Origin of the sequence: Pseudomonas sp. NPDC089395 (assembly GCF_044749525.1) — a bacterium.
Taxonomy (GTDB): Bacteria; Pseudomonadota; Gammaproteobacteria; order Pseudomonadales; family Pseudomonadaceae; genus Aquipseudomonas.
In genome coordinates this window covers 18,659-44,541 of sequence record NZ_JBIVID010000020.1, presented here as the reverse complement: position 1 = coordinate 44,541, position 25,883 = coordinate 18,659, and the positions used below count along the sequence as shown (strand labels likewise).

The 25,883-nt window shown below is 61.7% G+C and carries 20 protein-coding genes and 4 tRNA genes; 13 read left to right on the top strand and 11 right to left on the bottom strand.

Going from position 1 to position 25,883, the window contains the following annotated elements; translation table 11 throughout:
- Positions 1 to 133 precede the first annotated feature (133 nt).
- From gdhA to ACIPZG_RS26030, 3 genes are all read right to left on the bottom strand, one after another.
- Entirely contained in the window at positions 134 to 1,474 is a 1,341-nt protein-coding gene (gene gdhA, locus ACIPZG_RS26040) for an NADP-specific glutamate dehydrogenase (protein WP_008091997.1), read from the bottom strand.
- A 323-nt stretch (positions 1,475 to 1,797) separates the two neighbouring features.
- The gene (gene ettA / locus ACIPZG_RS26035; RefSeq protein ID WP_400638983.1) at positions 1,798 to 3,465 is read right to left on the bottom strand and encodes an energy-dependent translational throttle protein EttA; all 1,668 of its coding nucleotides are present in this window, start codon (positions 3,463 to 3,465) and stop codon (positions 1,798 to 1,800) included.
- A gap of 263 nt (positions 3,466 to 3,728) precedes the next feature.
- A complete protein-coding gene (locus tag ACIPZG_RS26030) occupies positions 3,729 to 4,124 on the bottom strand; it encodes a hypothetical protein (RefSeq protein WP_400718254.1) in 396 nt (131 codons plus the stop codon).
- A 250-nt stretch (positions 4,125 to 4,374) separates the two neighbouring features.
- Between ACIPZG_RS26030 and ACIPZG_RS26025 the strand changes: the two genes are divergently transcribed.
- The 6 genes from ACIPZG_RS26025 (at position 4,375) to ACIPZG_RS26000 (ending at position 13,572) form a co-directional block, all read left to right on the top strand.
- Complete coding sequence (locus tag ACIPZG_RS26025) at positions 4,375 to 8,205, top strand: EAL domain-containing protein (RefSeq protein WP_400718252.1); 3,831 nt, start codon at positions 4,375 to 4,377, stop codon at positions 8,203 to 8,205.
- Between the two features lie 314 nt (positions 8,206 to 8,519).
- Positions 8,520 to 9,773: a serine hydroxymethyltransferase gene (glyA, locus tag ACIPZG_RS26020; RefSeq protein WP_008091993.1), complete on the top strand. Its 1,254-nt coding sequence runs from the start codon at positions 8,520 to 8,522 to the stop codon at positions 9,771 to 9,773.
- 133 nt (positions 9,774 to 9,906) lie between these two features.
- Positions 9,907 to 10,500 (top strand): hypothetical protein, encoded by a 594-nt coding sequence (locus ACIPZG_RS26015; RefSeq protein ID WP_400718250.1) that lies wholly within the window; start codon positions 9,907 to 9,909, stop codon positions 10,498 to 10,500.
- Between the two features lie 130 nt (positions 10,501 to 10,630).
- Positions 10,631 to 11,587 (top strand): arsenic resistance protein, encoded by a 957-nt coding sequence (locus ACIPZG_RS26010; protein ID WP_400718247.1) that lies wholly within the window; start codon positions 10,631 to 10,633, stop codon positions 11,585 to 11,587.
- Between the two features lie 708 nt (positions 11,588 to 12,295).
- Positions 12,296 to 13,015: a DKNYY domain-containing protein gene (locus tag ACIPZG_RS26005; RefSeq protein ID WP_400718245.1), complete on the top strand. Its 720-nt coding sequence runs from the start codon at positions 12,296 to 12,298 to the stop codon at positions 13,013 to 13,015.
- A gap of 203 nt (positions 13,016 to 13,218) precedes the next feature.
- The gene (locus ACIPZG_RS26000; RefSeq protein WP_400718243.1) at positions 13,219 to 13,572 is read left to right on the top strand and encodes a LysR substrate-binding domain-containing protein; all 354 of its coding nucleotides are present in this window, start codon (positions 13,219 to 13,221) and stop codon (positions 13,570 to 13,572) included.
- Between the two features lie 44 nt (positions 13,573 to 13,616).
- Here ACIPZG_RS26000 and ACIPZG_RS25995 read toward each other — a convergent pair whose 3' ends face one another.
- From ACIPZG_RS25995 to ACIPZG_RS25985, 3 genes are all read right to left on the bottom strand, one after another.
- A complete protein-coding gene (locus ACIPZG_RS25995; protein ID WP_400718240.1) occupies positions 13,617 to 13,847 on the bottom strand; it encodes a hypothetical protein in 231 nt (76 codons plus the stop codon).
- 1,525 nt (positions 13,848 to 15,372) lie between these two features.
- Positions 15,373 to 15,448: transfer RNA gene (locus ACIPZG_RS25990), tRNA-Thr, on the bottom strand.
- A gap of 70 nt (positions 15,449 to 15,518) precedes the next feature.
- A complete protein-coding gene (locus ACIPZG_RS25985; RefSeq protein ID WP_400718237.1) occupies positions 15,519 to 15,929 on the bottom strand; it encodes a pilin in 411 nt (136 codons plus the stop codon).
- A gap of 215 nt (positions 15,930 to 16,144) precedes the next feature.
- On the opposite strand from ACIPZG_RS25985, the gene ACIPZG_RS25980 reads away from it, so the two are divergent.
- The 4 genes from ACIPZG_RS25980 to yacG are packed head-to-tail and all read left to right on the top strand — an operon-like array spanning position 16,145 to position 19,039.
- Positions 16,145 to 17,353 (top strand): type II secretion system F family protein, encoded by a 1,209-nt coding sequence (locus ACIPZG_RS25980; RefSeq protein WP_400718234.1) that lies wholly within the window; start codon positions 16,145 to 16,147, stop codon positions 17,351 to 17,353.
- Positions 17,353 to 18,219: a prepilin peptidase gene (locus ACIPZG_RS25975; RefSeq protein WP_400718232.1), complete on the top strand. Its 867-nt coding sequence runs from the start codon at positions 17,353 to 17,355 to the stop codon at positions 18,217 to 18,219. Before ACIPZG_RS25980 ends, ACIPZG_RS25975 begins: the two co-directional genes overlap by 1 nt.
- Positions 18,219 to 18,842, top strand: coding sequence for a dephospho-CoA kinase (coaE, locus tag ACIPZG_RS25970; protein ID WP_400638975.1), 624 nt, complete (start codon positions 18,219 to 18,221; stop codon positions 18,840 to 18,842). Before ACIPZG_RS25975 ends, coaE begins: the two co-directional genes overlap by 1 nt.
- On the top strand, positions 18,839 to 19,039 hold the full coding sequence (gene yacG, locus ACIPZG_RS25965) for a DNA gyrase inhibitor YacG (RefSeq protein WP_008091956.1): 201 nt from the start codon (positions 18,839 to 18,841) through the stop codon (positions 19,037 to 19,039). Before coaE ends, yacG begins: the two co-directional genes overlap by 4 nt.
- 129 nt (positions 19,040 to 19,168) lie before the next feature.
- On the opposite strand, the gene ACIPZG_RS25960 is transcribed toward yacG, so the two are convergent.
- Positions 19,169 to 19,876: an energy-coupling factor ABC transporter permease gene (locus tag ACIPZG_RS25960; protein ID WP_400718229.1), complete on the bottom strand. Its 708-nt coding sequence runs from the start codon at positions 19,874 to 19,876 to the stop codon at positions 19,169 to 19,171.
- A gap of 74 nt (positions 19,877 to 19,950) precedes the next feature.
- On the opposite strand from ACIPZG_RS25960, the gene ACIPZG_RS25955 reads away from it, so the two are divergent.
- The 3 genes from ACIPZG_RS25955 to ACIPZG_RS25945 all read left to right on the top strand — a co-directional run bounded on the left by ACIPZG_RS25955 (position 19,951) and on the right by ACIPZG_RS25945 (position 22,266).
- Positions 19,951 to 20,580, top strand: coding sequence for a DUF1780 domain-containing protein (locus tag ACIPZG_RS25955; protein ID WP_008091953.1), 630 nt, complete (start codon positions 19,951 to 19,953; stop codon positions 20,578 to 20,580).
- A 132-nt stretch (positions 20,581 to 20,712) separates the two neighbouring features.
- Entirely contained in the window at positions 20,713 to 20,886 is a 174-nt protein-coding gene (locus tag ACIPZG_RS25950) for a DUF3094 domain-containing protein (protein ID WP_008091951.1), read from the top strand.
- Positions 20,887 to 20,970: 84 nt separating this feature from the next.
- Positions 20,971 to 22,266 carry an NAD(P)/FAD-dependent oxidoreductase gene (locus ACIPZG_RS25945; protein WP_008091950.1) on the top strand — a complete coding sequence of 432 codons (1,296 nt, stop codon included), beginning with the start codon at positions 20,971 to 20,973 and terminating at the stop codon, positions 22,264 to 22,266.
- Positions 22,267 to 22,545: 279 nt separating this feature from the next.
- Here ACIPZG_RS25945 and ACIPZG_RS25940 read toward each other — a convergent pair.
- The 4 genes from ACIPZG_RS25940 to clpB form a co-directional block, all read right to left on the bottom strand.
- Positions 22,546 to 22,621 (bottom strand) — tRNA-Lys (locus tag ACIPZG_RS25940).
- Between the two features lie 6 nt (positions 22,622 to 22,627).
- Positions 22,628 to 22,704: transfer RNA gene (locus ACIPZG_RS25935), tRNA-Pro, on the bottom strand.
- A 4-nt stretch (positions 22,705 to 22,708) separates the two neighbouring features.
- A tRNA-Asn gene (locus ACIPZG_RS25930) sits at positions 22,709 to 22,784 on the bottom strand.
- 472 nt (positions 22,785 to 23,256) lie between these two features.
- Positions 23,257 to 25,821: an ATP-dependent chaperone ClpB gene (gene clpB / locus ACIPZG_RS25925; RefSeq protein ID WP_400718227.1), complete on the bottom strand. Its 2,565-nt coding sequence runs from the start codon at positions 25,819 to 25,821 to the stop codon at positions 23,257 to 23,259.
- Between the last annotated feature and the right edge of the window lie 62 nt (positions 25,822 to 25,883).

Genomic DNA, 25,883 nt, shown 5'->3' with positions numbered 1-25,883 from the left:
GTACGGGGATCGGTTCATCAGGCCGACCTGGTAAAATCAGGGCCTGCCTAGCGGCAGGCCCTTACCGGCCCGCACACAAAAAAACTGACAGTCCCCGCGAAAGGGCTGCACAGCAGCCCCAACGTCTCTGCAATCAGACCACGCCCTGGGCCAGCATGGCATCCGCCACTTTCACGAAGCCCGCGATGTTGGCGCCCTTCACGTAGTTGATCGTGCCATCGGCCTCTTCACCGTAGTGCACGCAAGCATGGTGGATCGATTGCATGATGTTGTGCAGCTTGCTGTCCACTTCACCGGCAGTCCACAGCAGGCGCATGGCGTTCTGCGACATCTCCAGGCCCGACACCGCAACGCCACCGGCGTTGGAGGCCTTGCCCGGGGCATACAGGATGCCGGCTTCGATGAAGATATCCACAGCTTCCAGGGTGGTCGGCATGTTGGCGCCTTCGGCGACGCAGATGCAGCCGTTGCGCAGCAGGGTGCGGGCGTCTTCGCTGTCCAGCTCGTTCTGCGTGGCGCACGGCAGGGCGATGTCGCACGGCAGGCTCCACGGGGTCTGGCCCTTACGGAACTCCAGCCCGAACTGCTCGGCCAGCTCGCTGATGCGGCCACGCTTGACGTTCTTCAGCTCCATCAGCGCGTCCCACTGGGCGTCGGTCAGGCCCGCTTCGGCGTACAGGGTCCCTTCGGAGTCCGACAGCGAGATCACCTTGCCGCCCAGGTCCATGACCTTGCGCGCAGCGTACTGGGCAACGTTGCCGGAACCGGATACAGCCACGCGGCGGCCATCGATGCGCAGATCGCGGCGCTTGAGCATTTCTTCGGCGAAGTACACGCAGCCGTAGCCGGTGGCTTCAGGGCGGATCAGGCTGCCGCCGTAGGTCATGCCCTTGCCGGTCAGCACCGAAGTGAACTGGTTGGCCAGGCGCTTGTACTGGCCGAACATGAAGCCGATCTCGCGGGCACCCACGCCGATGTCACCGGCCGGCACGTCGACGTCGGCGCCGATGTGGCGGTACAGCTCGCTCATGAAGGCCTGGCAGAAGCGCATGACTTCGGCATCGCTCTTGCCCTTCGGATCGAAGTCCGAGCCACCTTTGCCGCCGCCCATGGGCAGCGAGGTCAGGGAGTTCTTGAACACCTGCTCGAAGGCCAGGAACTTGAGCACGCCCAGGTTCACCGACGGGTGGAAGCGCAGGCCGCCCTTGTACGGTCCGATGGCGCTGCTCATCTGGATGCGGTAGCCGCGGTTGACCTGGACCTTGCCTTGGTCATCGACCCACGACACGCGGAACAGCACAGCGCGCTCGGGCTCGACCATGCGCTCGAGAATGCCGGCTTGCAGGTAGTGAGGGTTGGCTTCGAGGAACGGCCAGAGGCTGCGTAGCACCTCTTCGACGGCCTGGTGGAATTCAGGCTGGGCAGGATCGCGTTGTTTCAGACGCGCAAGGAAATGGTCGACAGATTCGATCATGGTAGACATCTCACCAAGAGGGATTGGACTTATTGGTTTTTTCCGCAATGTACCAAGAAGCAATCGCACGGGAATAGGGCGAAATGTCGTTTTTTTGAAATTATTTGGTGCGTTTTATATAAATGTATACAAAACCTGGGGCTTGATGGTGGCAGATCGGGCCTCATCGCGGGTAAACCCGCTCCTACAAGGTCCGCGCAAAACCTGGGCTCAGCGGCGTCCCTGTAGGAGCGGATTCATCCGCGATGAAGCCAGCGCCACATTACAGCCAAGCACAAAAATGGGGCCCCTGAGGGCCCCATTCTTGTGCATCCGAAACCGGCTTACTGCGCCAGTTTCTTGTGCCGTACACGGTGCGGCTGGGCAGCAGCGTCGCCCAGGCGCTTCTTGCGATCCGCTTCGTACTCGGTGTAGTTGCCCTCGAAGAACACCACGTTCGAGTCGTCTTCGTAAGCCAGGATGTGGGTAGCCACACGGTCCAGGAACCAACGGTCGTGGGAAATCACGATCGCGGCGCCTGGGAAGTCCAGCAGGGCTTCTTCCAGCGAACGCAGGGTTTCGACGTCGAGGTCGTTGGACGGTTCGTCGAGCAGCAGGACGTTGCCGCCCTCCTTCAGGGTCAGGGCCAGGTGCAGACGGCCACGCTCACCACCGGAGAGGTCCTTGACGAACTTCTGCTGGTCGCCGCCCTTGAAGTTGAAGCGGCCAACGTAGGTACGCGACGGAATCTCGTAGCTGCCGATGCGGATCATGTCCGAACCGTCGGAAACCTGCTGGAACACGGTCTTGCCACCGTCCAGGTCTTCGCGGCTCTGGTCCACGCAGGCCAGCTGCACGGTTTCACCGATCTCGATGCTGCCCGAATCCGGTTGCTCCTTGCCCATCAGCATGCGGAACAGGGTCGACTTACCGGCACCGTTACCACCGATCACGCCGACGATGGCGCCTTTAGGCATGGCGAACGACAGGTTGTCGATCAGCACGCGATCGCCATAGCCCTTGGTAACGTTCTTGAACTCGATGACCTTGTCGCCCAGGCGCGGACCGGCCGGGATGTAGATCTCGTTGGTTTCGCTGCGCTTCTGGAATTCCTGCGATTGCATTTCTTCGAAGCGCTGCAGACGGGCCTTGGATTTGGACTGGCGGGCCTTGGCGCCTTTGCGCACCCACTCCAGTTCCTCTTTCATGGCCTTCTCGTGGGCGCTCTGCTGCTTGGATTCCTGCGCCAGACGGTCCGACTTGGCTTCCAGCCAGCCCGAGTAGTTGCCTTCGTACGGGATGCCGGCGCCGCGGTCCAGTTCGAGGATCCAGCCGGCGACGTTGTCGAGGAAGTAACGGTCGTGGGTGATCGCTACCACGGTGCCCGGGAAGTCGTGCAGGAAGCGCTCAAGCCAGGCCACCGAGTCGGCGTCCAGGTGGTTGGTCGGTTCGTCGAGCAGCAGCATGTCGGGGGCCGACAGCAGCAGGCGGCACAGCGCCACACGGCGCTTCTCGCCACCGGACAGGTGTTCGATGCGGGCGTCCCAGGCGGGCAGGCGCAGGGCGTCGGCGGCGACGTCCAGCTGACGCTCCAGGTTGTGGCCGTCGGCCGCCTGCAGGATGGATTCGAGCTTGGCCTGCTCGGCAGCCAGCTTGTCGAAGTCGGCATCCGGTTCGGCGTAGGCCGCGTAGACCTCGTCCAGGCGCGCCTGGGCGTCCTTGATCACGCTGACGGCTTCCTCGACCACTTCGCGCACGGACTTGTTCGGGTCCAGTTGCGGCTCCTGGGGCAGGTAACCAACGTTGATGTCGGGCATCGGACGGGCTTCGCCGTCGAATTCCTTGTCGACGCCCGCCATGATCCGCAGCAGGGTCGACTTACCCGCGCCGTTCAGGCCGAGCACGCCGATCTTGGCGCCAGGGAAGAACGACAGGGAAATGTTCTTGAGAATTTCCCGCTTCGGCGGCACGACTTTGCTCAGCCGATGCATGGTGTAGACGTATTGAGCCAAAACCAAGCCCTCTAATCAGATAGATAAAGACATCGACGATCGCCCCGGCTTGGGCCAGGGCGATGTGTTTACGGGGTGTGAATGAACAAAGACGCCCATTCTACGCCAACGCGCGGCGTTTCACAGGGTGGTCGGATGGTGGGGGGATTGGGGCCGCTGTGCGGCCCATTCGCTGGCAAGCCAGCTCCCACAGCTGCTGGGAACGGTGGTGACCTGTGGGAGCCGGCTTGCCGGCGATGGGGCCAGCGCCGACCTCACATGATTCAGACGTGGCGCTGCTTGGACTTGCCCCGCGGCAACCGGCAACGGTCGCCCTGCTCTGCCAGGCGCGCGGCATAGGCGGCCTTCACGCTGAAGCCGCCACTGCGGGCGGGCTGTTCAACGGCCTTGGCCGGCTTGGCAGCCGGTGCGCTGGCGACTTTGGCCGCAGGCTTGGCCACCGCTACAACCGCAGCCGGTTCTGCCGCCGCCTTGGCGGTCTTGCGCAGTTCGGCCAGCGACGGCGTCTTGTTCTTCGCGGCAGCTGCCGCCTCAGGCTTGACCAGCGAGCGCTGGCACGACTTGCACGATACGTCCTCGGTCACGGCAGTGCTGACAAGGGTCTGACTGCTGCGCCCACAGGCGGAATCGAGGCCATTGGTGGAAAAGTGAGTAACCAAAACCGAACATCTCCGAAGCGTTGTCATTGAAGCGGCCGGCATTCTCGCACAGGAAGCAAGGTCTTGCCGAACCCACCGCCCCGACCACGACCGTCGGCAGCAGACAAGCGAACTGGCACTTTGCCATAATGCTGGCCCGTTTCGGGTGCCCGGCTTATAGTGCGCCACCACGGTCCCGGCCTTCGTATTGGCCGGCACACGCCGTGCATAACAAAACCTGCCATCGCCAGCCCAATCGCAGGACCGCCGCTTGACCAATCTCAATCATCCGTCGTCGCTGTGCCCTGCTACCTCGGCCCCGGTCGCGTCCCAGCGCGGTTCGATCAAGGGTGCGTTGGCCCTGCTCGCGTTGATCCTGCTGGGCCTGCTGCTGTGGCAACTGTTCGCCCAGTTTCGCCATACCCAGGCCGACCAGCGCCAGCAGAACCTGGAGGCGAGCGCGGAACTTGCCGACCACCTGAGCTTGAACATGGCACTGCAGGCCCAGCAGGCGCTGAATGTGGTGCAGCCCTACGTCAAGGCGCCGACACCGGCAGCCCTGCCCAGCCTGCTGGCCACCCTGCGCGAACGCCTGCCCAGCCTGCGCGACGTGGCCTGGATCGACCACAGCGGACAACTGAGCAGCGACAGCCTGGCCGGCAGCCCCGACCGCCAACTGATTGACGAGCTGTTGGTGCTGAACCAGGGCCGTTCATTCTTCTTCACCAACTCGCCAGACAACCGCACCCTCTACCTGTTGCTGCGCCAGGCCAGCGAACAGGACCGCGGCTACTGGCTGCTGCGCCTGTCCAGCGATTATTACCGTACCCTGACCGTGCACCTGGACGGCCCCGGCCACCCGCTGTGGTTGCTGGAAAACAGCCGCAGCGGCGACGTGCTGGAACGCCATGGCCCGGCAGCGACCAGCGACGAGCCCCTGCAAAGCGTGATGCTGGCCTACATCGACAACAGCACCTGGCAGCTTCGCGGCCTGTACGATGCAGCCCTGGCCCGCGAAAAGCTGCTGCCGGCGTTGCTCGGCAAGTGCCTGCTGGCGTTGTTCTGCGCCCTGCTGCCGGTGTTGGCGCTGTTCAACATGCGCCGCCGCCAGCGCGCGCTGCAGGAAGACCGCCGGCGCTATCAGGAAATCTTCGAGGGCACTGGCGTGGCCCTGTGCGTGCTCGACCTGGCCAGCCTGCCCGGGCAGCTCGACCGGTACCACCTGCGCAACCGCGCGGCGCTCAAGCAGAGCCTGGCTCTGGACTGCAACCTGCGGCGCACGTTGCTGCACGAGCTGAAGATCACCGAAATCAACCAGGTCGCACGCCAACTGCTCAATGTCGACTGCCACGAAGGCGCCTGGCAACGGCTGATCGATGGCAGCGGCGATGGCCGCGACAGCATCGGCATGCAACTGATCGACGCGCTGATCGAACAGCGCCCACTGCTCGAACTGGAGGTGCGCCTGCCGGCGCCGCTGGGCGGCGAGCTGCACCTGTGGCTGATGGCACGCCTGCCGCAGCAGCGTCGTGACTACCAGGCGGTGATTCTCAGCATCAGCGACATCACCAGCCGCAAGCAGGTGGAGCTGTCGCTGCTGGAGCGGGAGAGTTTCTGGTCGGACGTGGTGCGCACCGTTCCCGATCAGCTGTACGTGCAGGACGTGCTCAGCCAGCGGATGATCTTCGCCAACCGCCACCTCGGCCAAACCCTCGGCTACGACCGCACCGAGCTGACGCAGATGGGCGAGCGCTTCTGGGAGCTGCTGCTGCACCCCGAGGACGCCGCCAACTACCAGGCCCTGCGTCAGCAACAGCGCGACAACGGCCACCGCCAGGCGCTGCATACGCAACTGCGCTTCCGCCACCGCGACGGCGGCTGGCGCTGCTACGACATTCGCGAACAAGTGCTTACCCGCGACAGCGACGGCCAGGTCACCCGCATCATCGGCGTGGGCAAGGACGTTACCGTGCAGATCGAAGCCAGCCAGTCGCTGCGCGACAGCGAGCAGCGCTACCGCATGCTCGCCGAGAGCATCAGCGATGTGATCTTCTCCACCGACAGCCAGCTGCAGCTCAACTATGTAAGCCCCTCGGTGAAAGCGGTGCTGGGCTACCCGGCCGAGTGGATCTTCGACAACGGCTGGCAATCGATCGTCGCCAACCCCGCCCAGCTCACCGGCATCTACAGCCTGATGGAGCGGGTCAGCCGGGCCATGGGCGACCGCGAACAACTGGCGCAACTGCGCCAGCACCTGCCCACCCAGCTGTTCCTGTTCGACTGCCTGCGCGCCGACGGCCGCAAGATCCCCATCGAGCTGCGCCTGGTGCTGGTATGGGACGATCACGAACGCTTCGAGGGCGTGCTCGGCGTGGGCCGCGACATCAGCCAGCAGCGCCGTGCGGAAAAAGACCTGCGCATGGCCGCGACGGTGTTCGAGCACTCCACCTCGGCGATTCTCATCACCGACCCGGCCGGCTACATCGTGCAGGCCAACGAAGCCTTCAGCCGCGTGAGCGGTTATGCGGTGAGCGATGTGCTCGACCAGTTGCCCGGCATGCTCACGGTCGACGAGCAGCAGGAAAGCCACCTGCGCTATGTGCTCAAGCAGCTGCACCTGCGGGGCAGCTGGGAAGGCGAAGTGTGGCTCAAGCGCCGCGACGGCGACCACTACCCGGCCTGGGTCGGCATTACCGCGGTGCTGGACGACGAGGGCGACCTGGCCAGCTACGTGTGCTTCTTCACCGACATCAGCGAGCGCAAGGCCAGCGAACAGCGCATCCACCGCCTGGCCTACTACGACGCCCTCACCCACCTGCCCAACCGCACGCTGTTCCAGGACCGCCTGCACACGGCGCTGCAGCAGGCCGAGCGGCAGAAGTCGTGGGTGGTGCTGATGTTCCTCGACCTCGACCGCTTCAAGCCGATCAACGACTCCCTGGGCCACGCCGCGGGCGACCGTATGCTCAAGGACATGGCCCTGCGCCTGCTGGCCTGCGTCGACGATGACGACACCGTGGCACGCATGGGCGGCGACGAGTTCACCCTGCTGCTGCAACCGCGCGCCACCCGCGAGATGGCGCTGAACCGCGCCATCCACGTGGCCGAGAACATCCTTGCCAGCCTGGTGCGGCCGTTCGTGCTGGAAAACCGCGAGTTCTTCGTCACGGCCAGCATCGGCATCGCCCTCAGCCCGCAGGACGGCAGCGAGCTGAGCCAGCTGATGAAAAACGCCGACACGGCCATGTACCACGCCAAGGAGCGCGGCAAGAACAACTTCCAGTTCTACCAGGCCGAAATGAACGCCAGCGCCCTGGAGCGCCTTGAGCTGGAAAGCGACCTGCGCCACGCCCTGGAGCAGAACGAGTTCATCCTCTACTACCAGCCGCAGTTCAGCGGTGACGGCAAGCGCCTGACCGGTGCCGAGGCGCTGCTGCGCTGGCGCCACCCGACCCGCGGCCTGGTGCCGCCGGGCGACTTCATCCCGGTGATCGAGGAATTGGGCCTGGTGGTGGACGTCGGCGACTGGGTGCTGCGCGAAGCCAGCCGCCAGCTCAAGGCCTGGCACAAGGCCAAGGTGCGCGTGCCGAAGGTGTCGGTGAACATCTCGGCGCGGCAGTTCTCCGACGGCCAGCTGGGCAACCGCATCGCCAGGATCCTCGAGGAAACCGGGCTGCCGCCGGCGTGCCTGGAACTGGAGCTGACCGAAAGTATCCTGATGCGCGACGTCTACGAAGCGATGCAAATACTCGACGGCCTGAAGGTGCTGGGCCTGAGCATTGCGGTCGACGACTTCGGCACGGGCTACTCGTCGCTCAACTACCTCAAGCAGTTCCCCATCGACGTGCTGAAGATCGACCGCACCTTCGTCGACGGCCTGCCCGAAGGCGAGCAGGACGCGCAGATTGCCCGGGCGATCATCGCCATGGCCCACAGCCTCAACCTGGCGGTGATCGCCGAGGGGGTGGAAACCCATGAGCAGCTGGAGTTCCTGCGTGAGCATGGTTGTGACGAGGTGCAGGGGTATCTGTTCGGGCGGCCGATGCCGGCGAACCAGTTCGAGGCGCAGTTCGCCAACGAGACGCTGTTCATGTTCCAGTAGCCAACGGGGCCTTGTGTAGGAGCGGCCTTGTGTCGCGAAAGGGCTGCGCAGCAGCCCCAGCTGTTTCTGCTGCGCTGCTGAGACCCTGGGGCTGCTGCGCAGCCCTTTCGCGACACAAGGCCGCTCCTACAGGACCACGCCAGCGCCTGAAAAAGCGGACCTGAAAGTCAACTCCCGCCCCCACGCCAGCCCAGAAACGGCGCGGGATGCAACATGAAGCCCATTGGTCCGCGACTTGATGCCAGTTCATATGCCAGGCGCGAATCAATCGGTTAGAATGCCCCCCCAATCCCGCCCGATCCTTGAGGACCGTTATGTTCAGCCGTGATTTGACCATTGCCAAGTACGACGCCGAGCTCTTCGAAGCCATGCAGCAAGAAGCTCTGCGCCAGGAAGAGCATATCGAGCTGATCGCTTCGGAAAACTACACCAGCCCCGCCGTCATGGAAGCCCAGGGTTCGGTGCTGACCAACAAGTACGCCGAAGGCTACCCAGGCAAGCGCTACTACGGTGGCTGCGAGTACGTCGACGTGGTCGAGCAACTGGCCATCGACCGTGCCAAGGAACTGTTCGGCGCCGACTACGCCAACGTCCAGCCGCACGCCGGCTCCCAGGCCAACGCCGCCGTCTACCTGGCCCTGCTGTCGGCCGGTGACACCATCCTGGGCATGAGCCTGGCCCACGGTGGCCACCTGACCCACGGTGCTTCCGTGAGCTCCTCGGGCAAGCTGTACAACGCCATCCAGTACGGCATCGACGCCAACGGCCTGATCGACTACGACGAAGTCGAGCGCCTGGCCGTCGAGCACAAGCCGAAGATGATCGTTGCCGGCTTCTCGGCCTACTCGCAAGTGCTGGACTTCCCACGCTTCCGCGCCATCGCCGACAAGGTCGGTGCCTACCTGTTCGTCGACATGGCCCACGTCGCTGGCCTGGTTGCCGCAGGCGTGTACCCGAACCCGGTGCCGTTCGCCGACGTGGTTACCACCACCACCCACAAGACCCTGCGCGGTCCACGTGGCGGCCTGATCCTGGCCCGTGCCAACGCCGACATCGAGAAGAAGCTGAACTCCGCCGTCTTCCCAGGCGCCCAGGGCGGCCCGCTGGAGCACGTGATCGCCGCCAAGGCCATCTGCTTCAAAGAAGCCCTGCAGCCTGAGTTCAAGGCCTACCAGCAGCAAGTGGTGAAGAACGCCCAGGCCATGGCCAGCGTGTTCATCGAGCGTGGTTTCGACGTCGTTTCCGGCGGCACCCAGAACCACCTGTTCCTGCTGTCGCTGATCAAGCAGGAAATCTCCGGTAAGGACGCCGACGCCGCGCTGGGCAAAGCCTTCATCACCGTCAACAAGAACTCGGTACCGAACGACCCACGTTCGCCGTTCGTGACCTCGGGCCTGCGTTTCGGCACCCCAGCCGTCACCACCCGTGGCTTCAAGGAAGCCGAGTGCCAGGAACTGGCTGGCTGGATCTGCGACATCCTCGCCGACCTGAACAACGAAGCGGTGATCGACGCCGTGCGTGAGAAGGTCAAGGCCATCTGCAAGAAGCTGCCGGTTTACGGCAACTGATCGGCAATCGCCTGATGTGAAAAAGCCCGGCCTTGTGCCGGGCTTTTTTGTGCCTGGGTGCGGAAAACGTTCCACATGGGTTGCGCCGCCAAGGCCACCTAGCCTTTGCGCTCCTTCAACCTGGAGCACGCCCATGAGCACCGATGTCGCACGCTCGTTCATCGCTACCCTGCAACACGACGGGTCGCCAATCAACGTCTTCGACGCCATGACCACCGGCCCTGTAACACTCGAAAGCCCGAACCAGACCCCCGCCTTCGCCATCGACGGTGCACGCACCCTGGGCTTGCTCGATGGCACCGACGCAGACTGGCAACTTGGCCAGGAGCAAGGGCTGGTCACCTTCAGCAAAGGCCCAGAACCTGCACCCTTGATGCTGTATTTCCGCTACAGCCAGGCCGGCTACCGGCTTTACATACGTAACGGTACGCACCTTGGAGAGGGCGTGTTTTGCAATGCTTATGGTGTGGTGAATGCCCAGTTGATCGAAGCGACAGATCCAACCTTGTGGCTCATCACACATGAGCAAAGCGGCAAGCCATTCGACGTGACTGAAACCGAGGGCGATAGCGCGGACATTCACCTGACCAACCGCCACGGCCATCCGCTGCAGGTTCACGGCCTGTATCCCGTGGGTGGCTACCTGGTCTGCCACGCTGCCGCGGGCAAGAGCACATTGCGGCTGTCCATCGTGGCGCGCAATGTCGATTGGCTGAACACCGACTGATCGAGCGCTGAATCCGGCCCTGCAGGCGCATACGTTGTCGAACCCGCAGGGCCTCCACGTTGCGACGAGCACGCTAGCGCCCTTCCGTATTACCCTGTGCCATTTCAGCCCACCAAGCACAGGCGCCGCCTTGACCAGAGAACAACTCGAAACCCACCAGATCCCGATCTACTTCGCCGCCGTGATCGCCGCCGTCGCCTTCGGCCTCTTGGCTCCGGGCACCGCAGAGCACCTCGAAGCCCTGGTCACCCCCGCCATTGCCCTGCTGATGTACGCGATGTTCCTGCAGATCCCTTTCCTCGACCTGCGCCAGAACCTGGGCAACCGCCGCTTCATGGCCGCCCTGCTGCTTGCCAACTTCATTCTCGTGCCGTTGCTTGTCTGGGCCATCACCCGTGGCCTGGTCGAACACCCCGCGATCCTCATCGGCGCCCTGCTGGTGTTGCTGACGCCCTGTATCGATTACGTGGTGGTGTTCACTCACATCGGCAAAGGTGACTCGCGCCTGACCCTCGCCGCAACGCCCGTACTGCTGTTGGTGCAGTTGGTGCTACTACCGGTGTACCTGGCGTTGATGCTCGGCGACGGCAGCGAGGTGACGATTGCCATTGCACCGTTCGTGGAAGCCTTTGTATTGCTGATCGTGTTGCCCATGATCCTCGCCGTGCTCACCAGCGCCGGGGCGCGTCGTTCGCGTGCGGTATCGGCCTGGAACGACGCCTGGGCGTGGATGCCGGTGCCGGCGATGGCATTAGTGCTGATGGCGGTGATCGGCTCGCAGATTGCAGTGGTGTGGCGCGATTTCGACCGGCTGCTGCCGGTGATTCCGGTGTATGTCGGCTTCATGTTGCTGGCGCCGGTGCTTGGCTTCGTCGCCGCGCGGCTACTGCGGTTGCCGGTGGCCGAGGCGCGCTCGGTGACCTTCAGCGCCTCGACGCGCAATTCGCTGGTGGTGTTGCCGTTGGCGTTGGCGCTGCCGGAGGAATTGCGTGGGTTGGCGGCGGCGGCGGTGATTACCCAGACGTTGGTGGAGTTGGTGAGTGAGCTGGTTTACGTAAGAGCCATCCCTGCCCTGCTACGCGACTGATGCTACACCCCAAATCTTGAAAGCTAAGGTGGTACCTGTGGGAGCCGGCTTGCCGGCGATAGGGCCCGAAGAAGGTGTCCAAAATCATTAGGCCAGTTCAGCTTGCCGGCGATGAGACAGGAACAGACAAAAGCCGAGCAGCTGCATCCCCCAAGCCTTGAGCAGCCCATTCGGGCCCTCTCGCCGGCAAGCCGGCTCCCACAGGATAAACCACTGTTTCCAATACATATTGTGAACTTATGGCAGCGGGTTTACCCGCGCATACATCAGTCACAGCTGATGGGCATGGGCTAAATACACTCAACTTGGAAGGTAGTATACAAATCGGCAAGCACGTCATCAGTCAGTAGCACTTCGGTAAATCGCAGCTAGTTTCGGAAAAATCCCTGGCTATATGTCGTCGTGCGGCGGATTGAGCCAGTGTATATTCAGCTTTCCGATTCTCTGAGCGCCGAAATTTGTAAGCCAATGAAAATTGCACTTAATGCCATACCCCATACTCCAATCCACCACATAGTGAGGAAGTGCGCTATACGGTGCACTGGCGAAGATTTTATAGCCTGCTTGATTTTGCTGTGCTGTACCCTATGGTTCCCTGTGTCAGCCCAAGCTTTTGAGACGTTCAGTTGCAAGGAAACTTGGTTTGACGCAACCCTCAAAGAATCAATCGCCAGTAACCGACAGCCGGATCGGAAGCAGAACTGCCCCGTGAGCAAGATCGACGCGTCTATGGAAAACACTGGCTACCGCGTTATGGACGACCGAGCATACTGGTTTTCGACTTCCGGTAATCGTAGAAGTCCCTGCTCAGCGAAGGGCGTGGGTGGAATGGGACAGATATTTAATCCTGTCTGCTGGTTACCTAGCACACTGCAGGTGCATCATACCCAAGCGGAACGCAATTTTTGGCTTGTCAGCAACGACGGCGCGAACTTCCAGGTGGCTCGTTCAAATCAAACAACATTGACGCAGGTTCAAAAGAGCCAGCTCAATAACTATGCAATGGATCGCTCTTCGGTTTATCTGCGCTCGAGCAAAATTAAAGATGCGGACCCTGAGAGCTTTGAAGTCATCTTCCCTTTCAGGGATGATGACACGCTGCAGCAATACTCATTTGCCACAGACCGCAATCATCTTTTCATTGATGGGTGGGCGTTTCCAAAAATCGATCTTGCTCAAATTGAGTGGGTAAATATTACTTGCACTGACGAACCCTACAAATGTCGCACACCTATGATCGGAAAAGCGGGAAACGACATTCTATTATTTGATAACGGCGCGCGCCCTAGGCTTTTCCCAAACCTGGGAACACCCGACCTGACTTGTTCACGACGGGAATATGAGAACTACTGCATTAGTAATGGCAAGCGTTATCTGATTGACCGCAGAGTCGAAGAAGCGAGCCTGGTTGCTCAACCGAATGATTGAATCTCGTGTTGGTGACAGACGGACGGTCGTGGGCCGCGAGGTCCCAGTTGTCGCCGAGCCAGTATCTAAATGACGACTGTCTGCTCGCGGACCAGGGCGGTTATCCACAGATAACATTTCGGCGTTTTCCCCCGACAGTGCGGAGATTTCTGATTCGAGAGGGTAAGCCTGACAACCATTATTGTCTCGATCATGCTCCTGGGATGTACGCCAGCGTCGTCATCGCGCTGACCAATAGCTACGGCATACAGCGCTACATCAACAAGATGTTCGAGTCGGAAAACGTGGTGTTTACCCCTGCCTATCGCTGTAACCAGCAGTCGGTTGCGATCGCTTTATGCCAAGCAGGACTCGGCGTGGGTTTCATGACCGCGCAAGCGCTTGGGCAACAGGGCGGGAATTCGCTTTCGGCGATACCGCTGGATCACCCGATCGCGAGGGGGTCGCAGTGCCATATTTTACGAAGCTCGGATCGCCGGCTGCATCCCGCCGCTGAACATCTGTGGTGGTTACTGGTGAACAACCTGGAAAGGGCGCAAAACGAAGGGGCTGTGTAACGCCCGCATCCGCGTTGCGCCGGTTACCGTTTACCCAATCGGCCCTACTCTCCCTCCCCCTCTTCGTCCTGCAGCAAGCTCACTTTTCCACACTGCTCGCTGGCCAGCCGGCTGATGATCCGGATCGCCTGGTGGATACCGGCGGTGTTGCGGAAGCTCAGGTGCGGGTTGTGTTCGCACTCGAGCACTTCATCGTGCTGGACCAGGGCTTCACCGAGCAGTTCGAGTGTCCAGGCGTAGCTTTGGATGGTGGATAAGCGTTCGTGGTCAGTCATGGGGCACCTGCTTTGGGGTTGGGTGCGACTGGTTGCAGAGGGGGTAGAAACGGTGGGGTTTGGGAGGCGCCGGAGGGGTGTGGCGGCGGAGAACGAATGCGAGGATCCTGGATAGATTTAAGGTGGGCATGCATGAGACTCCAAGTTTTAGTTGGAGCTGCCACGATCCTTCCTACGGGATTGGGTGGCAGCTGTGTATGGGGTAGGAATACCGGGAAACTTGGAAACCCGGCCAGGCCGAAGCCTGCCCACACACAGCCGCCATGACACAGCACGGCAGGCACAAAAAAAGCGCCAGCTGTGGTGCAGGGGCGCCTAGTGCATGCGCCAAGTTTACCAACGGGTTCCTACGCCCGGTCGCGGAATTTGCCGCGACTGGGGAAATTTATCCCCGCTTCTTAGAGAGGGCAAGGTTTAGGGCTGTAGGAAGCGTCTTGAAGTTTTGTAGGAATGAAGCCGAACGTGCCAATGCCACTTCAACGACCCATAGTTGGCTAAGATCCAAGCCAACTGAGATCAAGCAAAAGCGCCCGATCACGATTGCAGGCGCTTTTTTTTGCGCTCTCAGTTTCTTGTGACGGTAGCAGCGCGTGGGAGACTTTCGGGTCTACCGGTTCTTTTCCTCGGTTCGCCAACCTGCGTGCCGCTGCCACCCTATCTTTTTCTTAAAGTCAGAATTACCCGCGAAAGCATCAGTGAGTCCACAGAACCTTCCGCAGGCGACTGGTTGCAGATGGGGTAGAAACGGTGGGGTTTGGGAGGCGCCGGAGGGGTGCGGCGGCAGAGAACGAATGCGAGGATCTTGAACGGATTTCTGGTGGTCATGCATGAGTTCCTTTCGTTGTGGAACTGCCACCGCTCGCGGCCAAGCAAGTTAGGGTGGCTGCAGTGCGCGGGTTGGCCGACCGGGACGAAAGGAGCCCGGCACACCCGAAGGTGTCCCGCGCACCACCGCCATAACGCAACATTGCGGGCACAAAAAAAGCGACTGCGATGAAGACTTGGCGCTGCTGCGCCTTTCGATTCCGACCGGCCAAGGTCGCGTCGCCGATGCTTCGAGGCAATTTATCCCTCTGGCTCTGGTTGAGCAAGTTTCAAGGCCCTGCGCAAAGGCTTCGCCTGTCGTAGGAAAAGAGCATGACTAAGATTGGCGGTCAGAGGTCGAGCAGAAAGCTCGTCAAGGCCGTCAACCAGAGGCGAGCAGGGGAGGAAATTGAGCAGCCGAAAACATGGCAAAAAACTTGCCCATTTAGAAATTATCTTTAGTCGGCGATGCTGACATCTCTAAAATTTTCGCTGAGAGGCCCGTAAACACTGAGTCAGAGCCAAGCGCCAGCAAACCATTATCTTCAAAACAGTCCAATCCGAAGTAGAAAATAACGAACCGCTAACTCGAATGAAGTTTCGGCTTTGGAGGGTAGCTTGCGACTTAAAACTGTTCGGCTCAATAACAAAAAAACCCGCACAAGGCGGGCTTTTTTGGAGGGGCCGAACGCAAGGAAAGCTGCATCGGGCCAACTGTATGTGGTGCCGGAGACAGGAATCGAACCTGCGACCTTCGCGTTACGAGTGCGCTGCTCTACCGACTGAGCTACACCGGCGTGTAGCGCAACGTACCACTGCCGCAGCCGTTACGCAAACCCCTGTTTCCCCTGACTAATTACCCCGCCCTCAAGACGCCTTGCAGCCGTTCGGCGCCAGGTCTTCCTCAATGTTGGTCGTGCAGCCCCACCCCGTGGCCGAGCGGGTCAGCGTCAGAGTCTTTCCGAGCACAATGGCCGGCGCATCGGCCAGGGTGCAGTCGATGGTGGCGCTGCCATCTGCGGCGGTGCCGCGTGCGGTAATGGCGCAATGGGAAGTGGCCGCCTGCCCGCCCAATGCGGCCACGTCGGCCACGTCCTTGCCTTCATTCAAGCGCAGGTCCATCGCGGTCTTCAGCGCGGAAATCTCCAGCAACCCGGCAGCCGCCTTGGCGCGGGCCTGGTGGTTGGTGTACATCGGGATGGCGATGGTCGCCAGAATGCCGATGATCGCCACGACGATCATCAGTTCGATCAGGGTGATACCGCGTTGCCCTTTCATGAACGTTTTCCTTTTTGATTCGCATACTCGGTGAGGTCAGGCTCGACCCCGGCTGGCAGCGGCGCAGTAGGCCTGAACAGACACCTTTTGTCACCCCTGCCCGTCCGGGCGTCAGCGTCGCTGAACTACTCTAGTGAGCATCAGGGAAGTGCGCCCCTCCAAGGACTCGGCAAGCTGTTTCCAGGCTTGTCGCACGGGTAGAAAAGGACCTTTGCATGAAGCATTCGACTCAGCGTTACGCCTGGCACGGCACCGATGCCAGTGGCGCAGCCGTCAGTGGCCAGATGAGCGGGCGCAGCCCGGCGTATGTGCGTGCCGGGCTGCAGCGCCAGGGCATTCGCGTTGCGCGCTTGCGGCCGGCCGGTGGGCTGGACTGGCACTGGCCGAAGGCGCGGGAGAAACGTGACCCGGCGGGCTTCAGTCGGCAGTTGGCGACCTTGCTCAAGGCCGGTGTGCCGCTGCTGCAAGCATTCGAGGTGATGGGCCGCAGCGGCTGCGATGCCGGGCAAGCGGCGTTGCTGCAGCGGTTGCAACAGGATGTAAGCGCGGGGCTGGGGCTGGCGGATGCGATGCAGCGCCACCCGGGCTGGTTCGATGGGTTGTATTGCAACCTGGTGCGGGTGGGTGAGCAGTCCGGCACGCTGGACCGGCAACTGGAACAGTTGGCGGGCATGCTGGAGCAACGCCAGGCGCTGTACAAGAAAGTGCGCAAGGCGATGCTCTATCCCCTGCTGCTGTTGCTCACCGGCCTGGGCGTATCGGCGATCTTGTTGCTGGAAGTGATTCCACGTTTTCAGAGCCTGTTCGCCGGCTTCGATGCGGCATTGCCGGCCTTCACCCAATGGGTCATCGATTTATCCACAGCGCTGGGGCGCCATGCGCCGCTGTTGTTGATAACTTCCGTGGTGCTGTGCCTGGGTGTGAACGCGCTGTATCGCAAGCATGCGCCAGCACGCCTGTGGATATCTCGACAGGTGCTGCGCCTACCGGTGTTCGGCAAGCTGATTGGGCAGGCCGCGCTGGCGCGCTTTGCCCGTAGCCTGGCCACGGCGTATGCCGCCGGGGTGCCGTTGCTGGATGCGTTGGGCACTGTGGCGGGTGCCTGTGGTGGCGACCTGCAGCAACAGGCGGTATTGCGCCTGCGCCAGGGCATGGCCAATGGGCAGGGGCTGCACCAGGCGATGGCGGCTGAGCCTATGTTTCCACCGCTGTTGATACAGCTCACGGCCATCGGCGAATCCAGCGGCACCCTGGACCAGATGCTGGATAAAGCCGCCAGCCATTATGAGGAACAGGTCAGCCAGGCGCTGGACCAGTTGACCAGCCTGCTGGAGCCGGCCATCGTGGCGATCCTGGGCGTGCTGGTGGGCGGCCTGGTGGTGGCGATGTACCTGCCGATCTTCCAGTTGGGTAGTTTGATCTGATGACTTTATCGACTTTCCTGGCTGAGCAGCCGGCGTACTTCATCACCTTGGCGACCTTGCTCGGCCTGTTGGTGGGCAGCTTTCTCAACGTGCTGGTGTATCGCCTGCCAATCATGCTGAACCGGCAATGGCAGCGTGAAGCCCGGGAGGTGCTGGGGCTTGTGCCCGATGAGCACGCGCGCTTCGATCTGTGCCTGCCCGCCTCCCATTGCCCGCACTGCGGGCACCGCATTCGCGCGTGGGAGAACATCCCGCTGCTGAGCTACCTGGCGCTGCGCGGTCGCTGCTCGGCCTGCAAAGGCGTGATCGGCCTGCGTTATCCACTGGTGGAAGTTGCCTGCGCGTTGCTGTCTCTGGTGGTGGCCTGGCGTTTCGGCGCCTCGCTCGAAACCTTGCTGGCGTTGCCATTGACCTGGTGCCTGCTGGCCCTGAGCCTGATCGATGCCGACCATGGCCTGTTGCCGGACGTGCTGGTACTGCCGATGCTGTGGCTGGGGCTGATCGTCAATGCCTTCGGCATCTTCGTGCCATTGACCGAGGCCCTGTGGGGCGCGGTGGCCGGGTACCTCAGCCTGTGGACGGTGTACTGGCTGTTCAAGCTGGTGACCGGCAAGGAAGGCATGGGGTATGGCGACTTCAAGCTACTGGCGCTGATCGGTGCTTGGGCAGGTTGGCAGATATTGCCTTTGACCCTGCTGCTGTCGTCGCTGCTGGGGGCGATTATCGGCCTGTGCCTGCTGCGCCTGCGACGTCGTCCGGTGAGCGTGGCGATACCCTTTGGCCCTTATCTGGCCATTGCGGGGTGGATTGCTGTGCTCTGGGGTGATGAAATATACGCCTCATACCTGCAACTGCTTGGATTCTGATGACCACTGCGGCCTTCACCCCTTGGATTCTCGGCCTTACCGGCGGCATTGGCAGCGGCAAGAGCGCCGCCGCCGAACGCTTCGTCGAGCTTGGCGTGCACCTGGTCGATGCCGACCAGGCGGCGCGCTGGGTCGTCGAGCCTGGCCGACCGGCCCTGGCCAGCATCGTCGAGCGCTTCGGCCCTGGCGTGCTGCTGGAAGACGGCCAGCTCGACCGTGCGGCCTTGCGCCAGCTGATCTTCGCCGACCCGGCTCAGCGCAAATGGCTGGAGCAGCTGCTGCACCCGCTGATCGGGCAGGAGATCTTCAGCTACCTGGCCAAGGCCGAATCGCCTTATGCGGTGTATGTATCGCCGCTGCTGATCGAGTCTGGCCAGCACCTGAAGACCCAGCGCGTGCTGGTGATCGATGCGCCGCAGGCGCTGCAGGTGTCGCGCACCTTGCAGCGCGACAACACCAGCGCCGAGCAGGTGCAGGCGATTCTCAAGGCCCAGCTGGCCCGCGAAGAGCGCCTGCGCCATGCCGATGATGTGGTGGTCAACGACAGCGACCTGGCCGCGTTGCATGGGCAGATCGACCGTTTGCACCACTTTTACCTGACTTTACGAGGAGGCCAGCCATGAGCAAGCCATTGACCGTCGATTGCCCGACCTGTGGCGCACCTGTGGAATGGAACGAGAAGAACGCGTTCCGGCCGTTCTGTTCTGATCGTTGCAAGTTGATCGATCTGGGGGCCTGGGCGGCTGAGGAGCACAAGATTCCGGGGGCTGAAGAGTCTGAGGATGAGCTGTATTCGGGGGATCTGGAGCCGCGGCACTAAGCTGCTGCCTGTTGCGGCCTCTTCGCGGGACAAGCCCGCTCCCAGAGGTACACCTCAGATTCTGGAAGCTGTGGTCATCCTGTGGGAGCGGGCTTGTCCCGCGAAGAGGCCAGCCAAGCCACTACAAAATTATCGCTCATCGTCCTTCCACGGGGCCTGCAGATATCGGGTGCGGTTGAACGTTTCCAGCCATTCCGGGCAAAACACCACCAGGGCACTGATCACCATGCCGTTGATGAACGCCTCCGGGAACATCATCAACCACAGATAGCCCACAAAGTCGCTCAGCCACTCCGGCATGGCGAAGCGCCCGTCCAGCCACAGCAAACCCAGCGCCGCCAACAGGCACACCAACACCGTGAGCGCCGCCGGGAAAAAACCCGAACAGAAGATATAGACGAACAGGTTACGCGGCTGCGCACGCTCGACCAGGATGGCGCACACCTCGGTAATCAGCACCGGCAGTCCCACCAGCAACAACCCGTTCACGCCCAACGCTGCCAAGTCCTGCCGCCCAAGCGCCAGCAACCCGAGCTGGGCGAAGAATCCCCCCAGGATCGCCAGCGGCCAATCCAGCAGCAAGGTCACCGCAGTCATGCCAATGAAGTGATACGACACGCCGGTATCGAAGTCGCGCCGCACCAGCCACAGGGCAAACAGGCAGAACACCGTGCCGAACAGCAAATGCTGACGGCGCCTGTCGGCGAACAGTTCTACCCAGCGGGTGCGGCTGGCCGCCCACAGCAATAAAGGAACGTAACCCAGCCAGCCGACGCTGAGGCTGGTGTCGGACAACACCTGCGCACTGATCACCTGACGCATACCCCTTGCTGCCATGTGGATATGCCTGAGTCTACACCCATTGGAAAACAGCATCTTATCGTCATGGTTTAGCGACTAAGCTTGTCTGCATGGATGACTCAGACTACCTGCGCCTGCTCACCATCCAGGCCGAACAAGCCAATGCTTTCCTCTCCAATGCACGCAAGTGGGAGCGGGAACGTTGGGTATGCCAGCGCCTGCTGCAGGGGCTGAACATTCCCTATCGCAGCGAGGACTTCACCCCGGCCGGCCAGGAGCCGCCAGACGTGCTGTTCCGCGATGCCGCATTCGAGGTGTTTTTCGTGCTGGATGAAGGTCGCCGGCTCAATGACGAATGGCGCGAAGAGCTGCAGCGTCGGCGCAGTGCCTTTTCCCTGGCCCAGCTGGTACGGCGCGAGGCGCGGCCCAGGCGAATCGCCGCCAGCGAGCTGCTGGCACGGCTGGCACCGACCTTGCGCAAGAAGGCGCACAACTACCGTGAACGTGGGCTGGACCTGAACGAGCTGGACATCATCGCCTTCGCCAGCCTCAAGCGCGAAGTGCTCGACCTGAACACCCACTTTCCGCCGCCCACCGAATACCTGCGCCAGGGCTGGCGCTCGTTGTCGCTGGTCGGGCCGACGTTTGCCCGGGTGCTGTTTGCCCACCCCGACGCACCGGATTTCCTGCGCGGCAACCTGGGGCGCAGCATCGTTTTCGACGTGGGCATCAGTCTTTGATCCAGTGCCGAGAGTCTTTGCGATGGCGTACACTCGGCGCCAGGGATAGAAAGCATTATCATTTGATTCAAGCGCTTGCATGAACGCTGTAGCGTCCATGCAGTCACATACGTCTACCTGACGAGGCCCACCATGACCAGCCGACTGAATCCGGAAGATCAGCGTCGTGTCGATGAGTATCTGCGAGCCCCCCAGCACCAAGTCGAGCGCAGGCCATTCCGGCCTTGGTTGCTCCTTGTGCTGGTGCTGGCGGTGACCATCGGGTTGGGTCTCATCAGCCGCCTGTTGAGTGGACTGGTGCTATGAGCTGCTTCGCGCTCGCCCTCCCCTCGTGCAGTTTGCGGCCGGCCGGCATGGCCACGAATTCCGTAAACCTTATGAGATATTCCCATGACTCATCGCATCGTGATTGTCGGCGGCGGGGCCGGCGGCCTGGAACTGGCGACCCGCCTGGGTAAAAGCCTGGGCAAGCGCAAGCAGGCCGAAATCACCCTGGTCGACGCCAACCTCACGCACATCTGGAAGCCGTTGCTGCACGAAGTGGCCGCCGGCTCGCTGAACTCCTCGGATGACGAACTGAACTACGTGGCCCAGGCCAAGTGGAACCATTTCAATTTCCAGCTGGGGCGCATGAGCGGCCTGGACCGTGAAGGTAAGCAAATCCAACTGGCCGCCACCCTCGACGAAGAGGGCCGCGAGCTGCTGCCTGCGCGTACCTTGGCCTACGACACTCTGGTAATCGCCGTGGGCAGTAACACCAACGACTTCGGCACCCTGGGCGCGGCGCAGCATTGCCTGTTCCTGGATACCCGCAAGCAGGCCGAGCGCTTCCACCAGCAGCTGCTCAATCACTATCTGCGCGCCCATGCCGGCGACGTGGCCAGCGAGAAGATCAGCGTGGCCATCGTCGGCGCCGGTGCCACCGGTGTGGAACTGGCGGCCGAGCTGCACCACGCGGCCCACGAACTGGCGGCCTATGGCCTGGACCGCATCCAGCCCCAGGACATGCACATCACCCTGATCGAGGCCGGCCCGCGGGTACTGCCCGCCCTGCCGGAGCGCATCAGTGTGCCGGTGCACAAGACCCTGGAAAAACTCGGGGTGAAGGTGATGACCAATGCTGCGGTCAGCGAAGTGACCGAAGACGGGCTGAAAACCAAAGACGGTGAAGTGATCCAGGCCAGCCTGAAGGTGTGGGCGGCGGGTATCCGTGCGCCGGGCTTCCTCAAGGACATCGATGGCCTGGAAACCAACCGCATCAATCAGCTGGTGGTGCGCCCTACCCTGCAGACCACCCGCGACGACAACATCTTTGCCTTCGGTGACTGCGCCGCGTGCCCGCAACCGGGCAGCGACCGCAATGTGCCGCCACGGGCCCAGGCGGCACACCAGCAGGCTTCGATGCTGGCGCAGAGCTTGAAGGCACGGCTGGAGAACAAAGCGCTGCCGACTTACGAGTACAAGGATTACGGCTCGCTGGTGTCGCTGTCGCGCTTCTCGGCGGTGGGCAACCTGATGGGTAACCTAATGGGCAGCGTGAAGCTGGAGGGCTGGCTGGCGCGGATGTTCTATGTGTCGCTGTACCGGATGCACCAGATGGCGCTTTATGGGTTCTTCCGCACGGCGCTGATGATGCTGGGTAGCAAGATTGGGCGGGGCACTGAGCCAAGGTTGAAGCTGCACTGACAGATAAAAGCCCAGTTCATCGAGCTGGGCTTTTTTTTGAGTACGCTTCGGTAAGAACAAACCTCTGTGGAGCGGGCTTTTGTGGGAGCGGGCTTGTCCCGCGAACAAGGGCGTAGCCCTTGCCATACTCACCGGTGTCAGTGCCGGCCTCTTCGCGGGACAAGCCCGCTCCCACAGAAGACCTCTCCCACAGAGGATCTCCCTGGGGCTCTCTGGACTTCCCTGGTATTTTTCGAGGCAAAAGAAAAAGGGCATCTCTTTCGAGATGCCCTCTTTACATGGTGGGTCGTGTAGGATTCGAACCTACGACCAATTGGTTAAAAGCCAACTGCTCTACCAACTGAGCTAACGACCCGGAAAGTGGTCGGGGTGAGGGGATTCGAACTCCTGACATCCTGCTCCCAAAGCAGGCGCGCTACCGGACTGCGCTACACCCCGAGATTGGCTCCGCGACCTGGACTCGAACCAGGGACCCAATGATTAACAGTCATTTGCTCTACCGACTGAGCTATCGCGGAACTGAACTTCGGTACAACTCCGAAGACTGTGTTCGCTTCGGACTCTTTAGCTTCGTCGCTTTCGCTTTGTCGCTTTCGCTTTGTCGCTGCTGAGGCCGGCTATTCTACATTCTTCGTTTTGCTTGTCAACCCCTTTTTTTCATTCAACTTACTGATTTGTAAGTTGTTTTGCGATCACCGTTGTTGCTAGTGATTCGCTTAGTGGCTGACAACGCGGCGTATATTAGGGGCACTCTGAATTTGATGCAAGCAAAAATTTCAAAATTTTCAGCAAGTTATCAAAAAAGGCTGGAAGGCCTAGGTTTTACGGGGTCTGGGCGGGCCCTATCGCCGGCAAGCCGGCTGCCACACCGGTCCCTGCCTGCCTTTGAAACTGTGCTGTACCTGTGGGAGCCGGCTTGCCGGCGATGGGGTCAGCGCGATTTCAGGCAAAAAAAAGCCCCGCAGAGGCGGGGCTTTTTTACAGCAGGGATCAGGCAAACACGATTTCGTCGCCTTCCACCTTGGCAGTGATCGCCGAACCAGGCAGGAACTTGCCGGCCAGGATCAGTTGCGCCAGCGGGTTCTCGATCCAGCGCTGGATCGCCCGCTTCAGCGGCCGTGCGCCGTATACCGGGTCGTAACCCACGGCAATCAGCTTGTCCAACGCCTCCGGGCTCAGGCTCAGCGCCAGCTCGCGTTCGAGCAGACGGCTGCGCAGGCGGCCAAGCTGGATCTCGGTGATACCGGCGATCTGGTCGCGGCCCAATGGCTCGAACACCACCACTTCGTCGATACGGTTGACGAACTCCGGACGGAAGTGCGCACCCACCGCATCCATTACCGCCGCACGTTGTGCTTCGCGATCACCCACCAGCTCCTGGATCTGCGCCGAGCCCAGGTTGGAAGTCATCACGATCACCGTGTTGCGGAAGTCCACGGTGCGCCCATGGCTGTCGGTCAGGCGGCCGTCTTCCAGCACCTGCAGCAGCACGTTGAACACATCCGGGTGGGCTTTCTCCACCTCGTCCAGCAGCACCACCGAGTAAGGCTTGCGCCGTACCGCTTCAGTCAGGTAACCGCCCTCTTCATAACCGACATAGCCTGGTGGAGCGCCGATCAGACGAGCCACGGAGTGTTTCTCCATGAACTCGGACATGTCGATACGCACCATGGCCTCTTCGGTGTCGAAGAGGAACTCGGCCAGGGCCTTGCACAGCTCGGTCTTGCCCACGCCGGTCGGGCCGAGGAACAGGAACGAACCACTCGGCCGGTTCGGGTCGGACAGGCCGGCACGCGAACGGCGCACTGCGTTGGCCACGGCGGTGACGGCTTCGTTCTGGCCGATCACGCGCTGGTGCAGCAGGTCTTCCATCTTCAGCAGCTTCTCGCGCTCGCCTTCGAGCATCTTGGCCACTGGAATGCCGGTCCATTTGGAGACCACTTCGGCAATTTCTTCCTCGGTGACCTTGTTGCGCAGCAGCTGGTTCTCCGTCTTGCCGTGCTGGTCGACCATCTGCAGGCTGCGCTCCAGGTCCGGGATCACCCCGTACTGCAGCTCGGCCATACGGTTCAGGTCGCCTTTGCGACGGGCAGCTTCCAGCTCTTGGCGGGCCTGCTCGATCTTTTGCTGGATCTGGGCCGAGCCTTGAACTTCAGCTTTTTCCGACGCCCAGATTTCTTCCAGGTCGGAATATTCGCGCTCCAGCCGCTCGATTTCCTCGGTCAGCTTCTCCAGACGCTTCTTGGCCGCCTCGTCTTCTTCCTTCTTCAGCGCCTGGGACTCCACCTTCAGCTGAATCAGGCGACGGTCGAGGCGGTCGAGCACCTCCGGCTTGGAGTCGATCTCCATGCGGATGCGGCTGGCCGCTTCGTCGATCAGGTCGATGGCCTTGTCCGGCAGCTGGCGGTCGGTGATGTAGCGGTGGCTGAGCTTGGCCGCAGCGATGATCGCGCCGTCAGTGATGGCCACCTTGTGGTGCACTTCATAGCGTTCTTTCAGCCCGCGCAGGATGGCGATGGTGTCTTCCTCGCTCGGCTCCTCCACCAGCACTTTCTGGAAGCGACGCTCCAGCGCCGCGTCCTTCTCGATGAACTGGCGGTATTCGTTGAGCGTGGTGGCGCCAACGCAGTGCAGTTCGCCACGGGCGAGGGCCGGCTTGAGCATGTTGCCGGCATCCATGGCGCCCTCGCCTTTACCGGCGCCGACCATGGTGTGCAGTTCGTCGATGAACAGGATGATCTGGCCTTCCTGCTTGGACAGTTCGTTGAGCAGGCCTTTGAGGCGCTCTTCGAACTCACCGCGGTACTTGGCACCGGCGATCAGCGCACCCATGTCCAGCGCCAGCAGGCGCTTGCCTTTGAGGCCATCGGGCACTTCGCCGTTGATGATGCGCTGGGCCAGGCCCTCAGCGATGGCGGTCTTGCCCACGCCGGGCTCGCCGATCAGGACCGGGTTGTTCTTGGTACGGCGTTGCAGCACCTGGACAGTACGGCGGATTTCATCGTCACGGCCGATCACCGGGTCGAGCTTGCCCTCTTCGGCACGCTTGGTCAGGTCGACGGTGTACTTGTCCAGCGCCTGGCGCGACTCTTCGGCATTGGCGTCATTGACTGCCGCACCGCCGCGCAGGTTGTTGATGGCGTTTTCCAGGGCCTTCTTGGTCACGCCCTGGCCGAGCAGCAACTTACCGAGCTTGCTGTTCTCGTCCATGGCCGCCAGCAGCACCATCTCGCTGGAAATGAACTGGTCGCCCTTCTGCTGGGCCAGGCGGTCGGCCTGGTTGAGCAGGCGCGCCAGGTCCTGCGACATGTTCACGTCGCCGGTGGGGTTCTGGATTTTCGGCAGTTGATCGAGTTCTTTGACCAATGCCTGGCGCAGGTTGTTGATGTCGAAACCGACCTGCATCAGCAGCGGTTTGATGGAGCCGCCCTGCTGCTCGATCAGTGCCTGCAGCAGGTGCACGGGCTCGATGGCAGGGTGGTCCATGCCAACGGCCAGGGATTGGGCATCGGATATTGCAAGTTGCAGCTTGCTGGTCAAACGGTCTATTCGCATGGGGATACCTTCCTGTAAGGGCAGGTCGGAGCGATGGACAGCGCCTTTAATGAAGAAACCTG

What these genes read in the sequence shown, in the direction of transcription:
- ACIPZG_RS25995 (WP_400718240.1), bottom strand. Translation starts at nt 13,847, where the DNA reads ATGACTGACCACGAACGCTTATCCACCATCCAAAGCTACGCCTGGACA.
- ACIPZG_RS25960 (WP_400718229.1), bottom strand. Translation starts at nt 19,876, where the DNA reads ATGGCAGCAAGGGGTATGCGTCAGGTGATCAGTGCGCAGGTGTTGTCC.
- glyA (WP_008091993.1), top strand. Translation starts at nt 8,520, where the DNA reads ATGTTCAGCCGTGATTTGACCATTGCCAAGTACGACGCCGAGCTCTTC.
- ACIPZG_RS25975 (WP_400718232.1), top strand. Translation starts at nt 17,353, where the DNA reads ATGACTTTATCGACTTTCCTGGCTGAGCAGCCGGCGTACTTCATCACC.
- ACIPZG_RS26000 (WP_400718243.1), top strand. Translation starts at nt 13,219, where the DNA reads ATGTACGCCAGCGTCGTCATCGCGCTGACCAATAGCTACGGCATACAG.
- clpB (WP_400718227.1), bottom strand. Translation starts at nt 25,821, where the DNA reads ATGCGAATAGACCGTTTGACCAGCAAGCTGCAACTTGCAATATCCGAT.
- ACIPZG_RS26015 (WP_400718250.1), top strand. Translation starts at nt 9,907, where the DNA reads ATGAGCACCGATGTCGCACGCTCGTTCATCGCTACCCTGCAACACGAC.
- ACIPZG_RS25945 (WP_008091950.1), top strand. Translation starts at nt 20,971, where the DNA reads ATGACTCATCGCATCGTGATTGTCGGCGGCGGGGCCGGCGGCCTGGAA.
- ACIPZG_RS25955 (WP_008091953.1), top strand. Translation starts at nt 19,951, where the DNA reads ATGGATGACTCAGACTACCTGCGCCTGCTCACCATCCAGGCCGAACAA.
- ACIPZG_RS25985 (WP_400718237.1), bottom strand. Translation starts at nt 15,929, where the DNA reads ATGAAAGGGCAACGCGGTATCACCCTGATCGAACTGATGATCGTCGTG.
- yacG (WP_008091956.1), top strand. Translation starts at nt 18,839, where the DNA reads ATGAGCAAGCCATTGACCGTCGATTGCCCGACCTGTGGCGCACCTGTG.
- ACIPZG_RS25980 (WP_400718234.1), top strand. Translation starts at nt 16,145, where the DNA reads ATGAAGCATTCGACTCAGCGTTACGCCTGGCACGGCACCGATGCCAGT.
- coaE (WP_400638975.1), top strand. Translation starts at nt 18,219, where the DNA reads ATGACCACTGCGGCCTTCACCCCTTGGATTCTCGGCCTTACCGGCGGC.
- ACIPZG_RS25950 (WP_008091951.1), top strand. Translation starts at nt 20,713, where the DNA reads ATGACCAGCCGACTGAATCCGGAAGATCAGCGTCGTGTCGATGAGTAT.
- gdhA (WP_008091997.1), bottom strand. Translation starts at nt 1,474, where the DNA reads ATGATCGAATCTGTCGACCATTTCCTTGCGCGTCTGAAACAACGCGAT.